Origin of the sequence: Olsenella sp. KH1P3 (assembly GCF_900167315.1) — a bacterium.
GTDB classification, from domain to species: Bacteria; Actinomycetota; Coriobacteriia; order Coriobacteriales; family Atopobiaceae; genus Olsenella_J; species Olsenella_J umbonata_A.
Window position 1 is genome coordinate 36985 of record NZ_FUWQ01000006.1, and the last position, 13701, is coordinate 50685.

At 60.7% G+C, this 13701-nt stretch carries 11 protein-coding genes; 6 read left to right on the forward strand and 5 right to left on the reverse strand.

Annotation, left to right across the window (positions count from 1 at the left end; genetic code table 11):
• Window positions 1-10: 10 nt before the first annotated feature.
• From B5D13_RS07615 to dcm, 3 genes are read right to left on the reverse strand one after another with little or no spacing between them, the layout of a single operon-like run.
• On the reverse strand, window positions 11-2632 hold the full coding sequence (locus B5D13_RS07615) for a DISARM anti-phage system protein DrmE domain-containing protein (protein ID WP_078687729.1): 2622 nt from the start codon (window positions 2630-2632) through the stop codon (window positions 11-13).
• Window positions 2633-2642: 10 nt separating this feature from the next.
• Window positions 2643-3875, reverse strand: a complete 1233-nt coding sequence (locus B5D13_RS07620; RefSeq protein ID WP_078687730.1) for a type II restriction endonuclease — start codon at window positions 3873-3875, stop codon at window positions 2643-2645.
• A gap of 3 nt (window positions 3876-3878) precedes the next feature.
• Complete coding sequence (gene dcm / locus B5D13_RS07625; protein WP_304528588.1) at window positions 3879-4841, reverse strand: DNA (cytosine-5-)-methyltransferase; 963 nt, start codon at window positions 4839-4841, stop codon at window positions 3879-3881.
• Between the two features lie 452 nt (window positions 4842-5293).
• On the opposite strand from dcm, the gene B5D13_RS07630 reads away from it, so the two are divergent.
• Window positions 5294-6154, forward strand: coding sequence for an ArdC-like ssDNA-binding domain-containing protein (locus B5D13_RS07630; RefSeq protein WP_078687731.1), 861 nt, complete (start codon window positions 5294-5296; stop codon window positions 6152-6154).
• 137 nt (window positions 6155-6291) lie between these two features.
• Here B5D13_RS07630 and B5D13_RS07635 read toward each other — a convergent pair whose 3' ends face one another.
• Window positions 6292-7335 (reverse strand): 5-methylcytosine restriction system specificity protein McrC, encoded by a 1044-nt coding sequence (locus B5D13_RS07635; RefSeq protein WP_078687732.1) that lies wholly within the window; start codon window positions 7333-7335, stop codon window positions 6292-6294.
• Window positions 7332-9728, reverse strand: a complete 2397-nt coding sequence (locus B5D13_RS07640) for an AAA family ATPase (protein ID WP_234970820.1) — start codon at window positions 9726-9728, stop codon at window positions 7332-7334. The genes B5D13_RS07635 and B5D13_RS07640 overlap by 4 nt, the downstream gene beginning before the upstream one ends.
• Before the next feature lie 364 nt (window positions 9729-10092).
• On the opposite strand from B5D13_RS07640, the gene B5D13_RS07645 reads away from it, so the two are divergent.
• The 5 genes from B5D13_RS07645 to B5D13_RS07665 are packed head-to-tail and all read left to right on the forward strand — an operon-like array spanning window position 10093 to window position 13678.
• The gene (locus B5D13_RS07645) at window positions 10093-10500 is read left to right on the forward strand and encodes a hypothetical protein (RefSeq protein ID WP_078687733.1); all 408 of its coding nucleotides are present in this window, start codon (window positions 10093-10095) and stop codon (window positions 10498-10500) included.
• Between the two features lie 2 nt (window positions 10501-10502).
• The gene (locus B5D13_RS07650) at window positions 10503-11606 is read left to right on the forward strand and encodes a relaxase/mobilization nuclease domain-containing protein (RefSeq protein ID WP_078687734.1); all 1104 of its coding nucleotides are present in this window, start codon (window positions 10503-10505) and stop codon (window positions 11604-11606) included.
• Window positions 11528-12133, forward strand: coding sequence for an aldo/keto reductase (locus B5D13_RS07655; RefSeq protein ID WP_200802630.1), 606 nt, complete (start codon window positions 11528-11530; stop codon window positions 12131-12133). Before B5D13_RS07650 ends, B5D13_RS07655 begins: the two co-directional genes overlap by 79 nt.
• Window positions 12133-12597 carry a flavin reductase family protein gene (locus B5D13_RS07660; RefSeq protein WP_078687736.1) on the forward strand — a complete coding sequence of 155 codons (465 nt, stop codon included), beginning with the start codon at window positions 12133-12135 and terminating at the stop codon, window positions 12595-12597. Before B5D13_RS07655 ends, B5D13_RS07660 begins: the two co-directional genes overlap by 1 nt.
• Window positions 12598-12619: 22 nt before the next feature.
• Window positions 12620-13678, forward strand: coding sequence for a DUF362 domain-containing protein (locus tag B5D13_RS07665; RefSeq protein ID WP_200802631.1), 1059 nt, complete (start codon window positions 12620-12622; stop codon window positions 13676-13678).
• The last annotated feature ends 23 nt before the right edge of the window (window positions 13679-13701 follow it).

Sequence of the window (13701 nt, forward strand, 5' to 3'; positions counted from 1 at the left end):
CTCCTTCTGCCTAGACGACGTAGGCGCGATCGACCGCGACGCGTGCCTCGTCGCCGATGGCGGTGATTCTGAGCAGCTCGACGTTCCCGCTCTCGTGCCTGTCGTCGAAGCCGCTGACTGCATCGTCGAGGCCATATCGCGACACGTCGTCGAGGAACAGTCCCACCATTTTCTCGTGCGCCATCATGCCGGTTCTCTGGTGCTGCCCGCGTATCAAGCTGGCGGCTCCCAAGATTCCCTTGATGTCCTCGTCCTTGATGAAGATCCTGAAGGCCGAGAAGATGGACCGGATGTCCTCTTCTGACTGCGGCGCGATGCGTTCCCCCTTCACCCATCCGCGGACCGTCTGGGTGCTTCTGGGGACTCGCAGGTGCGACTGGATGCGCTCGACGATCTCTGGGTCTGACATCCCGCTCATTCGCGCCCTGCTGATAGGCTCCTTCCACCTGTGAGCGACCTGCAGGGCGGCCTTGTATCCGTCGACCCTCTTCTCGGAGGCCTTTCGTATGTACGCCCTGTCTGAATGGGTCCGGAGGACCACGTCTCCGGGCAGGAGTGCGGAGGCGGGCTTTCTCTCGGGCTCGTCATTCTGGCCGTCGAGGCAGTCCGTGATGACGACAAGCTTTCCTCCACTCGAGGTACCGCCTCCCGATCGCAGCCAGACGTGCGTGCCGTCGTTGAACATGACGGGAACTGCGGTGACGGACTTCTCACCTTTGCGCGCCACGTCCTTCTGGAGGCGCCTCCTCTCGATCTCGGTGATGATGGCGGCTGGGGAGCCGTCTTTCTCCTTGTCGGCTGGGGTCCCCGATGCCTTCGCGTGGGTCACGCTCTTCGTCGGGCGGCCGATTGGCTCGATTCCCAGTTTCGAAAGGGAGCGGTCGGTCTCTTTCGAGCATCGGTCGGAGGCGATGTGCCACTGCTCGTTCGCGCGTCTCCACCACTCGAGCTCGAGGCCGCCCTTCCCGTCCGTATAGAGCACGAACGTCATGTCCGCGGAGATGCCCGAGTGGACCGCGCGGTCCATCACCCCTCGGTCGTACCATCCGCTGAAGATGACGCATTCGCCACCATCGATGCCTCTCGCGGCCATGAAGTCGCGGGTGTTGATGACGCGGAAGTCCTCGGCCGAATAGTCGTTGAATTCGAGCTCCTCGCGCCAGTACTCGTACGCTCGCTTGGTCCTGTTGCTGTCCACGACCAGTACGACGGCATACCCTGCGTCCAGACGGTCGGTGATCAGCTCGTAGATCTGTTGCTCCTTGGGGAGCGGCTTGCCGGGCTCGTAGATCGATGAGAGGATGTCACAGGCTTCGCACAGCTCGTTGAAGCTCTCTTGCTCCAGAGAGCGGGAGGCCTCTATGGCCTCGATTGAGGATGATATGAGGTCCCTCTGGAGGTCGCAGTACTCGTCGTCCGGCGCCTCTGTCATCCTGATGGCTGCACCGAGGGCGCGGAACAGGTCTTGCTTCGCCCTCCAAGCGTCGTCCGTGTACATTTCGACCTTGTCGAGACGGTCGTAGATTATTTCCTTGGCTCTCGAGAGCCCGCTTTCGCCAGCCTGGACGGGCATGACCTTTTCGTGCTGCCTCTCCAGCATGGTTCTCTGGACGGGAGAGAGCAGGCAGCCCTCCGCGCGGGTGGCCGCCTCGCAGTCGTCCCAGTCGAAGATGAGGAAGCCCTTTTCCTTGAGGAGGTCCATTCTGTCGAGGGTCCATCTGTCACAGAATCCCACTACGCCGATACCCATATCAACCAAGTCGAGCACGTCGGATAGCAGCGTCGTCTCGAGTATGTCGGGACTAGGTATGTTGAACGACACGAAGTCAACTGCCATTCCACCACGGGCAAGCTCGATTATCTGGTAGGCGCTCCCAATTCCGTCAGTTCGTGGCCCCACAATTATTGAGGGCGGGGCGTCGAATGGCCACTCGAAGCCATTTCGTATCTTCCCGCTTGGAGACACGTAAGAAATCGGGATGACCCTCGAGAGGCTGGCGCCAGCGCCATCTGCCATGATTTTGCCGCTCAGTATGTGGGTGGGAGGCTCATTGAGGTACTGGGAGGGCGAGGAGACGTAGCCTACCGCAGGTACGTCCTTTCCGCACATGTCGAGCAGGCGACGGGCCATGGGCGGCTGCATGTCATATTCGGCGGCGAACTTCTTGAGGGCGGAACCCTTCGTCTTCGAGAGCCTTGCGCCGGCCGAGGCCCTGTGAACCATCGGGAACTCGTATATCTCCCTGAGGTAGCCGACGCTTTGGTCACGGGAGTTGAGCATGACCTTGGTTTCGGTGACGTCGGTGATTTCCACCACGCAGTCGCCGATGGCTGCCGTCTCCCCAGCCATAGCCTCGTGCAGGCCGGGGTCACCTTCCGCCTCCAGTAGGTTCTGCATCGCTGCCAAGAACGTGATCGCCACGGACTCCCGCTCGAAGTCCGGGCAGCTGAAGATGATGCCCGGGCAGCCCTGTTCGCGGGCCCTTTGGAGAAGGAGCAGGTTCGCGCGGGTGATCGTCGTGAGACGCACGTTACCGAGGTTCTCGAACGAGAGGACCGCTCCTTCACCGACTCGAGTGCAGGAATCGAAGAACTCCTCGAGGCTTATCGCTCCCGGGACGGGGCCATTCATCCCAACCACCTCACAAGGCCACGCAGAACGACTTCTCGCGCTGGGTGACGAGGTCGAAGAAGTCGGCGACGTCCCAGAGCCAGGCTCTCTGGATTGGTGAGTACGTCTCATGGAGGGGGCGTGGCACGACGAGCTGGAGGCCCTTCTCCCTCATGTCGTCGGTCTGGCGCGTGCTGATCGCGCCTTCGAGCGTGACGAGGTGCTTCCTTGGGATGCGCTCGGCTTCGGACAGCACCTGCCGCCAGCGGTCTTTACACGTGGTCTTTGCCCCGAGTAGCGTCAGCCCCTCGGAGGGGAAGGATGGGTCGTGGTAGTGGCGTTCGGACGGGAACAGGAAGTCCGGCTTCTCATGATGCTCCGTCTCTCCCTGCGCCGTGTAGCTGATTCCGCGGGCGTCGAGCAGCGCCTCGAGCGAGTGCTCGAGCGACTTTCCCGCTCTGGACTTCCTTCGTTGGAACAGGCTCATCGAGTATTTGAGGAGGCCGTCGACGTCCATCGGGTCGGTGTACTTCGGGAACCCCATCTCTGCCTCGTGTCGCTCATAGGCTCGGAACAGCATCTCCTCGCGCTGGTACGCCGCATAGACGATCTCGTCTGGGTCCCCGCGGACGTAGTCTATCTCGCCTAACGTCGAGCGGCAGTAGGAGGAGAACTCAACGGTTGTGGGGAGCCTGTCGGGAAAGTGGAGGAGCATGTCGTCGAGCAACGATTCCGCAGTCGTGGGGACGTAAACCTCGATTCCGAGGGCCTCGAGCACGTTCGATGCGACTGCGTCGACCCTCATCCTCTCGTTGGTCCCGACGTAGTAGTTCCTGATGTGCTCCTCGCCGATGCCGAACAGCCACTTCACCTGGGTGTCGATGGTCGAGCCCCTGCGGGTGATGATGGCCGTGAGGGAGTCGTCGTCGAGGAGCGCGAGGGTCAGCGTGTCGCCTATGCTGGCGCGCTTGATCGGCTCGTTGTCGGTGTAGTAGAGCCGCCATTCCGCCGCCCTGTTGGGGTTCTTCCTGCGCGCGTCATACCACGAGAGTATGCCGTCGTCATAGATCGCTTCGTCGTCGTCATCCAAGTAGACGAATCTTGCGGGGATGCCCTTGCGATCCTCGTCCCCGAGCAGGTGCCTCAGTGGTCCGGAACCTTGGAACTCGTGCTGATGGCTCTTGTTGGCACCAATGATGTCGATGCCAGGCATCTCCTTGCACATCACTCCCTTGACGTAGTCCTGCAGCATCCCGTAGTCCATCGTCTACCCTTCTAAGGCCTTCTTCATGAGTCTTGCCACCTCTGCGACGGCTGGGACGCAGACCGAGTTTCCGAACTGCCTGTACGCCTGGGTGTCGGACACTGGAATCTCGAAGGAGTCTGGAAAGCCCTGAAGCCTCGCGCATTCGCGGGGCGTGAGCCTCCTTGGGTTCTTCCCCTCTTGGCGCACGAGCACCTCGGACCCGTCCTTGTAATACCTCGCCGAAATCGTTCGGGTGGTGTCTTCTGGCCCGACCAACCCGTATCCGAAGCCATTGCCACGGGCTTTGTGCCTCTCCGCGTAGTTGCGGAGGTACTCCCAGAGCTTGTCGGAGAGTGTGTACTTGTCAGGGACGTCTTGCTCCGCGACGTCTGCGAATACGCCCCCTCCACACTTCGGTAGGTCGAGGTCATCCCAGCTGAATGGCACGTCGTCAAGGAACCCGACTATGTAGATGCGTTCGCGGTGCTGGGGAGTCCAGTTCTTGCCGTCGATAATCTTCCAGTAGACGTGATAGCCGAGGTCCTCGGTGAGTACGGACATAATCACCTTAAACGTATTGCCCTTGTCATGGCTGACGAGGTTCTTAACGTTCTCAAGCAGGAAGGCCCTCGGTTTTTTGGCATCAATGATACGCGCCACGTCAAAGAAGAGAGTCCCTTGGGTCTCGTCCGCGAACCCCGTCGCACGCCCGAGGCTGTTCTTCTTGGAAACACCCGCTATGGAGAACGGTTGGCACGGAAACCCCGCAAGCAGGATGTCGTGGTCGGGAATCTCTTTGGAAGGAACCTCCGTTATATCACCGACGATGGGGAATGGATCCTCGAAGTTGGCAGCATAGGTCTGGTTGGAATACTTGTTCCATTCACTGACGAATACAGTCTCGACATCATCACCGAAAGCCTGCTCGACTCCAAGCCTGATGCCACCGATGCCGGCAAACAAGTCAATGCTGCGATATTTCACTACTCGTCCCTCTTCCAATCAATGCCCCAAGGCTCGACAAACGCGCACGTTCATCTTCATAGCATGTTGGGGGGACAGAAAAAGAAGCAAGCCTTCTGTCCCAGTGAATAATCATACCGCCAAAGGTCAAGGGCCTCTCACTTCGCAACAGAGCCTTCTTATCTCTCTAGCAAGTCGCGCCTAGCTTTAGTGGTATCACTCGACAAGATTCTAACCCCATGCCCCGCCCACACGGAGCAGAGCCCCGTGCCCCCTGGACCCCTCCCGGCCGCCCCGCACGGCGCCGGTCAAGGGCCCCATGGAACCTCGCACAAATCAAAGGGCAATTGGTGGAGGTTGCCATGGAGCTCCTGTGCCCCTCGCCTACCACGGGGCGGAAACCCTTGGCCTCCAAGGGTGGCAAGCACGCACGGAGGACGTGCGGGACCCGCCACCCGAAGGGAGACAAGGACATGGCAACCACCAAGAGCACCAAGCGCCACACGAGCAAGGCAGAGCGCCAGCAGGCGCGCGAGAGGGCACAGGCGGCGCTCGACCGCCTCGGTGAGGGCGTACGCGCCGTGTACGACTCCGAGCGCTGGGAGTCGTGGCTGCGGAGCCTCAGCAGGTTCTACGACTACAGCCTCGGCAACACCATCCTGATAGCCATGCAGATGCCGACCGCCACCCACGTGGCCAGCTTCAGGAGCTGGAAGCGCGATTTCAACCGCTACGTCAAGAAGGGCGAAAAGGGCATCGAGATCCTCGTGCCCATGCTCGTGAAGGACAGGGACGAGGACGCCGATGAGGAGCGCCGCCGCCTCGTGGGCTTCCGCGTTGGCCACGTCTTCGACGTCAGCCAGACCGATGGCGACCCCCTGCCGACGCTCGTGGACGAGGTCGCGGGAGACGTGGATCTCTATGCCGCCATCCTCGACGCCGTCCGCGCCGTCTCAGCCTACCCCGTCGAGTTCGTGGGCGACCTCCCCGAGGGCACCAACGGCTTTTTCCGCCGCGGCGAGCTCGTCGCCATCCGCGAGGGCATGAGCGAGGGCCAGACCGTGAAGACCGCCCTGCACGAGCTGGCGCACAGCCGCCTGCACGACGGCGACCCCGAGGGCATGCCCGACCGCGCCATGCGCGAGGTGCAGGCTGAGAGCGTCGCCTACGCCGTGAGCGCGGCGCTGGGGCTGGACACCTCCGGCTACTCCTTCGGCTACGTCGCCAGCTGGGCCGTGGGCAAGACCGACGAGGAGATGCGCGCGTGCCTGCAGGTGGTGCGCGACGCCGCCAAGGCGATGGTGGAGGACCTGCAGCAGGCCATGGCTGCGTAGCCAAGAGCACTCCGCGACCATAGGCGCCCGCCCCGGCGGGCGCCGAGACGCATGCTTCGCCCTGGCAAGAATCGGGCAAAGGACGCCCTGTCTCGCCACCCCGGAACCCCAGCCCTATCAAAACGTACCGATAGACATCAGAGCAACTCGGCAACTTCCTCAAGCCTTGAAGATATCGCTGAAAAATCTCTCCCCAAGTCAAGCGTCCAGAGGTAGAAGTCGTGTCCAACTTCGTTCCAATGTGACTGGCGATCCTCCTCGCTGGCAGTAAGTGCGTAGAGCAGCATGCCCGAAACCGGCCTTCCCGAGGCGAACTCCTCGTGTAGGACGTAGGAGAAAATCTGGTTCATATTCGATGGTGAGGCGATCTCGTGATTGTGGTGGGTCTTGAGAATCCGACCGTAGCACTTGCAGTCCACGATGAGGGTAGAGTCCTGTCCCACGAGTGTTATGTCCGTGTAGAGCCTCGGCAGGAATGCGGGGACGTCGCCGTCGACGGATCGACTCACCTCCTTGGCCGAGGGCTTCAGCTCCGGGTGGTGCCGCTCGAACCACGCCAGTACGAACGCCTCGTAGAGAGTGAAGAGTCTCTGCGAGTCCGCAAAGGAGGCGAGCCTCACCTCACCATCCTCCTGGGTGAGCAGCATCGACTCGACTACCATGTAGCACACATTCATCAGCAGCTGGTACGAAGCGTTGTTGCAGTGGTAGCGGAGCCTCCCCCACTCGATGCGCTTGGGGTCGACCGTCCCCACGTCGCGCAGGGCAAGGAGCGACCTCTTGAGCGCCTTCCTCCGCTTAGGATCAACGAGGTCAGAAGAAACGAGCAGACCGCCCACTGTCTTGAGAATGCGGTTCTTGTAGGTATCTTCGTCGAGCTCGTCCCACTCGCAAGCCACGCGGTAAGAGCTCCTCGCGACGAGGCGCGCCGTAGCCTGTACGTCGACTCTCCCCCGCACACCCAGGATGTCCTCAAGGACTGCAGAGTAGCCACGCTCGAACCCGCGTTTACGCTGCAGGTCAATGCCCATGGAAAGAATCGCCGCCATGAGGTCCTCGACCCCGTCGAACTCCTCGGTCTCGAGCCTCGCGTATGCCTCGATGTCCAGCGCTTTGAAGGCGTAGGCCATCATGTAGTAGATGTTGCGGACCACGACTCCCGTAGACGTGACGTCGCTCATACCAGCGCCTTCTCGAGTTTGTCGAGCTCCTGGCGCACTTTCTTAGGGTCGTCGAACCAGTACTCCTTAACAAGCGGGGCCAGCTCGTAACGCAGCACGAGCCTAGCATCCTTAGCTCCACAGAAGTAGCTGTGGCCTATACGGAATCCCTCCCCCAGGGCGGTATCTGCAGCGATATCCTTGTTGACCTCCCTGACTGCCTCGACGAGGGTCTTCATGCGCGAATCTTCGACATTATCGAGCTGCTCGAGAAACTTCGGGTGCCCGAGCGCTGGAGACATGTCGAAGAAGGCAAATCGGCGCCTGAGCGCATAGTCGATGAGCGCAAGCCCGCGGTCGGCGGTGTTCATCATGCCGATAATGTAGAGGTTCTTCGGCACAGCAAGCTCCTCGTTCGCAACTGTGAGGAGAGCAAACTCGCCGCGATGGTCCGCCTCGATGAGCATGAGCAGCTCGCCGAGCACCTTGGAGATGTTCGCACGGTTGATCTCGTCGACGATGACGAAATGGGGCCTCTCTGGGTCCCTCTCAGCCTCACGGCACGCCCTCACGAACGGTCCTTCTTTGATGACGAAACCCCCGCTGCCATCGGGCCTATACCCGCAGACAAAGTCATCATAGGTGGTCGACTGGTGGAACTGCACGAAGGTGATGCGGGTATCGTCCTTGCAACCCATAATTGCCCATGCGAGGCGTCTAGCGCAGAAAGTCTTGCCGGTGCCAGGACTTCCCTGAAGGATGAGATTCCGCTTGCGTTCGAGGAGGGCCTTCATATCTGCGAAGTCGTCCGTGTGGACGTAAACCTCGGAGAGGAAGTCCTCGTCAGAATATGCTTCAGCCTCGGTTTCGACGAAACTATCCCGCTCCGTTGTTCCCTCATAGTCCGAATATCGCCATTCGAGGAACTTCAGATAGTTGCCTAGGGCAGCAGACACTCGATTGTGCCACTCCCTGTTTGTCGGGGATTCCTTTGCGTGCAGATATGCTTCTTCAATTTCGCCACGATCAATACAATGGAAGGCGCTCTCGTACTGAGGAAGACACTCATCCATCAGGGTTGCCTCAAAGCTTTGTTTTGCAAGAATCTTCTGATTCTGGTGAGCATAGACTTCCTTGAGCCCGTTAACCTCAACGCTCCATCTGACAAACTGCTCCTCAATGCTGGCATCTGCGTAAATCGGATTCTCGGTTGTCAAATCGACGTCAGCCAACAAATGAATTTGATCCGACCTTGGCTGGACGTACAGTTTTACCCCCGATAGGTCCACTCTTTCCAAAGCCTCTGCCAGCTCATCGCGTAACTTCCAAACATAGGAACCCATTTCGCCCTTTTCGGCATGCTTGCCAACATAGAGCACAGGCCACCAGCGTGAGTTCTCCTCATCGTTGGGGAGAGGACAGTCAGTCGTCTCCTTTACGCGTCTAGCCAACGCTACAGACCCCGTAAGGTAGAAATTCTTTGTCTCCCCATACTTTTGAGCAAGCTGTGTACAGGTTGCAGAACCGCCATGGTCCCTCATCCTGCACACAATCTCGAGAGCAGATTCCGTGAACACCTCAGGGTCTCCCAGCAGCCCCTGCCATGTGTCGACATCGATTCCCGGGTCGTACTCATCCGAAGAGGGGAACCACTCGTCTTCGGACGAGTCACCGCTGTCTGCATCTTCGCTATCACGGTAATCCTTGTCGTAAGTCGTGATGTAGTAGACGATGTCCTGCACGAGCATGTGGTGGGCGGGATCGAACGTCGTGAGCTCTCCGAGTGTCGCATCACTCTCTTCGATGAGGCCACGTCTCGTCGCCACGAGATGGTTGAGTATTTGATCGCACATCTCGCGGTAGGAGATAACCTTGTCGAACTTGTTCCCGGGCCAGCCGACTCCGAGGTATTTGGCAGCCTCCGTGTACATCCTCGTCTTGTAAAGGTAATGCGCCTCCGGGTGCATGAAGGCAAGGTAGAGACTCATAGAGCGAGAGTCCTGGAAGTGATTCTTGGCTGGATCGTTACCAGCTGCCACCTGATCGGCGTTGACTCTGCCGAGCATCGACTTCGCCCAATTCTCAAACGCTACCATTCGAGACTTGAGGTCCACATCTTCGTTGTAAAGAGCATCGAGCGCCGCGAGGGTGCCCTTTGGATCAACACCAATGAACCAGTCGAGCATCCCGATAGGAAACCAGCTCGGACCGAATGCGAGGTTGAGCTTGTGCTTGTCGCCAACCTGATAGGCGTCGACAAGCATGGCGGACAGGTCATCCGCTGTTGGGTCGTAGGTCTCCTTGAAGTGCCTGACCGCTTCCCACTTGTACACCTCGTTGGGACGCGTAATGTCTAGATGTTCTTGGTATCTGTCCAGCACTCCGTCGAGCACGCTCAGGTCGATTTGCTCCATACGATGACCTCCGAGTTGAAACTTCTCATTCAATTTTAGGCCGTTTGCAAGACCACAACATGATGGCGTAAACATAGCTTCAGTGGACGAGAGCCCACAATAGCGAGAGCCCACAATAGCGAGCTGCCTATTCCATGTACAAGTCCATGGAATAGCTCGTCCGCACCGCTTGGAGGACGGTCGTCCGTTTGGTCTCGGCCTCATCGCGATGCTCCTCGGCCATCCCATCTTCCCTCCCGTCCCCGCCACGCGCGGAGCGGCCAACCCATGACATCGTGTCATGGGTGCCGCATGCGGGGGAGCCCCCGCGCCCCTAGGATTGGCATGACCCCCTGTACATAGATAACCCGTCCCAAGGAGGACCATGCCCAGACCCGTCCAGCTCCACGTCATGCTCTCCGAGGAGGAGATGTCCTCGCTGCGCTCGCTCGCCAACTCGCTCGGCACCACCGTCTCCGACACGGTGCGCCTCCTCGCACGGGCAGGAGCCGCATCACCAAGAGGAGCGGCCACAGGCGTCCTCGTCCTGGACCGACGGACCCTCGCCGCCTACGTCCGCAACGTGCGCTCGCTCGGCCACCTCCTCAACCAGTCGACCCACGCCCTCAACGCGATCGCCAAGGCGGTTCGCGAGTCGGGCGTGGACGCGCTCGACCTCGCCGAGGCGATGGAGGGTGTGTCGTACGGTCTCGACGAGGTGAGGCGCGACGCGACCGAGGTCAGGCACCAGGCCGCGGAGCTCACCGGCATGCCGGTCGTCTTCGGGGAGTAGCCATGCCATTCGTGAAGCCAATCTCCGGGCACACCAAGCTCGGCGCCGCGCAGCGCTACCTCGAGAGGGAGGGCCGCGCTCTCGCGAGGGACTTCCTCAACATCGACGCGCCTATGGCGGGCATCGGCGAGGACGGCCTCCCCGAGTACCGCGACTACGACTGGTCGTCAATAATGGACGAGACCCGAGAAAAACTGGGCAACGACAGCCCGTTTAAGGGCAGGAAGGCACGCACCTACAAGCATTATGTCTTCTCCCCCGACCCACGGGACTCCATAAGCCTCTCAGAGCTCCGGTCTGTCACCATGTCATGGGCGAGAGAGAACTTCGGCGACTACGAGGTAGCCGTCGTGTACCACGACGACAACGAGCACCGCATCCCGCACGCGCACGTCGTCGTCAACAACACTAACCTTGCAACCGGTAGACGCCTGCAGGACCCAGACCCCAGAGCGCTCAAGAGGTCCGCCCAGAGGATTGCCCGGGAGCACAGCCTCTCCTTCTACGAGGACAAGCCGAGGGACCCCGAGACGGGCGTCATACCCGACTCCGAGGCGTACGCCCGCAGGAACGCCCACATCGTTGAGAGGGACCGGATAGCTCGTGGAGAGTACTCCTGGGTCGGCGACATCCGCGCGAGGGTCGACGTGGCCAAGGGCATCGCGAAGAGTCCCGAGGACTTCCAGCAGGCGCTCCGCGAGATGGGCGTCAACGTGCGCGAGTCCGCATCGAGGAAGGGAGACTGGGTCTACTCCCTGGCAGGGACGCCTTCCCGCCAGGTGACGGGATCCAAGCTCGGTGCCTCGTACACAAGGCGCGAGGTCACGGGCTGGCTCAGGAGCCCCGCGAGGAGGGCGCCAGGGCCCGTCACCGTGCGCAACGTCCGCGAGGTCGCCGCGGGCGCCATCGAGGTCAAGGTCCTGCGCGAGCTCGTCGCACTCTCGGAGGCGGTGAGCGTCGTCTCCAGGGGAGGATTCAGGAGCCTCTCCGCCATGGACTCAGCCGCCAGCAGATCGACATCTACTGGGTGCACAACACCTCCGAGGCTCCCCGGTGGACGCGTGCGGTCGCCGAGTTCTTCGACGGTCAGGACGACGCGCCGATGATCGGCGTCTCCAACCACAACCTGGCGGAGATAAAGGAGGCTGACGCGATCCTTCGCGAGCACGGCCTGAGGCTCGGTGCCGTGCAGAACCACCTGAGCCCGATCAACCGCAGCTCCATCGACTCAGGCATCCTGGACTGGTGCAAGGAAAACGACGTCGTCTTCTTCTCGTACATGGTGCTCGAGCAGGGCGCGCTTTCCGGCAAGTACGACACGACCCACCCCATGCCCGAGGGTTCTGCCCGAGCAGCCACGTACAACCCGGTGCTCGACAAGCTCGAGGTGCTCAACGCCAAGCTCGCCGAGGTGGCCGAAGCGCACGGCGTGGGCATCGCGCAGGTGCCGATGGCCTGGGCCATCGCGAAGGGCACGCTTCCCATCGTGGGCGTGACCAAAGAGCGCCACGTGACCGACGCCGCAGCCGCAGCCACCGTCGAGCTGACCGACGCGGAAGTCGCCGAACTCGAACAGCTGGCCGACTCGCTCGGCATCAACGCAACCCGCTTCTGGGAAAAGGAGATGAGGTAATGAAGAAGAACATCGGCGCGGCGCTCGCGCTCTACCCCTCGCCCGTCATCGTGGTGTGCGCCATGGTGGACGGTAAACCCACCTGGACGCTCGTGGCGCACGCAGGCACCGTCGCCCACAGCCACCTGATGGTGTCGCTTGCGAAAGCCGACCTCATGGGCACGACGAGCGGCAACAAGGAAGATAAGTCAACCGCATTCGCCTACACCATGGGTGATGCAGGCGCACCGCTAATCGACGAGGCGAAGGTCTCGATCGAGTGCGAGGTCGATGGCAACTACGAGCTGGAGAAGTTCGACAACTTCTTGTGCAAGGTGCTTTCTGTCTACGCAGAAGAGACAGTACTCAACGAGAAGGGCAATATCGACTACCACGTGTTCAAGCCCGTGCTCTTCGAGTTTCCCACCTACGAGTACTTCGTCACCGGCGATAAAGTCGGCGACTGCGCGAAGATGAACCGCTAGCCTGGCTGAACTGGAGGCGAACATGGGATTCATGACGCGGCGGGCGTTCCTTGAGCTGGGGGCTCTCGCGGGAGGGACTGTTGCGTTCTCGGAGCTTACAGCCTGCACAAACGGCTCGCAGACATCTTCGGGCGCGACGACGTCAACCTCATCCGCAAGCGCGGATGCAGGTTCGGCCTCATCCCCCTCGGCATTTTCGTCCACTAACGCGAGCGTAGGTGCGCCTCGGGTCTATTTCACGCGCAAGCTCGACGACGCGTCGCTACAGACCGTTTTCGCAGCCATCGGACGGGGGCTTGGCGGCGGGCGTATCGGCGTCAAGCTCTCGACCGGCGAGCCCGGTGGGAACCACTATCTGAAAGCCGACCTCATTTCGGGCCTTGTGAATGCAGTGGGCGGCACTATCGTCGAGTGCAACACGGCATACTACGGTGCGCGCGGCTCCACCGATGCCCACTACCGAGTGGCAGCCGACCACGGGTTCACAGAGATCGCCGATTTCCAAATAATGGACGAGGACGGCTCGCTGGCGCTTCTGGTCGAAGGCGGTTACCACCTGACCGAGAACCTGGTAGGCGCGCATTTCGCCGACTACGATGGCTTCCTGGTCCTCTCGCATTTCAAAGGACACCAAATGGCCGGCTTCGGCGGAGCACTTAAGAACATCTCCATCGGCATGGCCTCGCGTGAGGGCAAACTGCTCATCCACTCGGCAGGAACGAATCGCACGAGCTGGTCGAGTGCCGCGACCCCCGATTTTCTGGAGTCGATGGCAGATGCGTGCAAGGCCGTGCTTACAGCCCAACCCAACATGCTGTTCGTGAACGTGATGAACAACCTGTCGGTCGACTGTGTCTGCGATTCCAATCCTACCGCACCTAAAATGACCGATATCGGTATTCTGGCTTCGGCTGACCCGGTAGCGCTCGACCAGGCGTGCGTCGACCTCATATATGCAAGCGATGACGATAGTGCCGACCTGATTGCGCGCATGGAGAGCCGCGACGGCGTCCACGTGTTGAAATCGGCAGAGCTTCTCGGAGTCGGAAGCCGAACATACGAATTGGTAGAAATAGGCTGACGGCCGTCTGCCCAAACGAGGGG

Excerpts from the sequence above, each read along its gene's own strand:
- B5D13_RS07620 (WP_078687730.1), bottom strand. The coding sequence starts at position 3,875 with ATGGACTACGGGATGCTGCAGGACTACGTCAAGGGAGTGATGTGCAAG.
- B5D13_RS07615 (WP_078687729.1), bottom strand. The coding sequence starts at position 2,632 with ATGAATGGCCCCGTCCCGGGAGCGATAAGCCTCGAGGAGTTCTTCGAT.
- B5D13_RS07635 (WP_078687732.1), bottom strand. The coding sequence starts at position 7,335 with ATGAGCGACGTCACGTCTACGGGAGTCGTGGTCCGCAACATCTACTAC.
- B5D13_RS07640 (WP_234970820.1), bottom strand. The coding sequence starts at position 9,728 with ATGGAGCAAATCGACCTGAGCGTGCTCGACGGAGTGCTGGACAGATAC.
- B5D13_RS07650 (WP_078687734.1), top strand. The coding sequence starts at position 10,503 with ATGCCATTCGTGAAGCCAATCTCCGGGCACACCAAGCTCGGCGCCGCG.
- B5D13_RS07660 (WP_078687736.1), top strand. The coding sequence starts at position 12,133 with ATGAAGAAGAACATCGGCGCGGCGCTCGCGCTCTACCCCTCGCCCGTC.
- B5D13_RS07630 (WP_078687731.1), top strand. The coding sequence starts at position 5,294 with ATGGCAACCACCAAGAGCACCAAGCGCCACACGAGCAAGGCAGAGCGC.
- B5D13_RS07645 (WP_078687733.1), top strand. The coding sequence starts at position 10,093 with ATGCCCAGACCCGTCCAGCTCCACGTCATGCTCTCCGAGGAGGAGATG.
- B5D13_RS07665 (WP_200802631.1), top strand. The coding sequence starts at position 12,620 with ATGGGATTCATGACGCGGCGGGCGTTCCTTGAGCTGGGGGCTCTCGCG.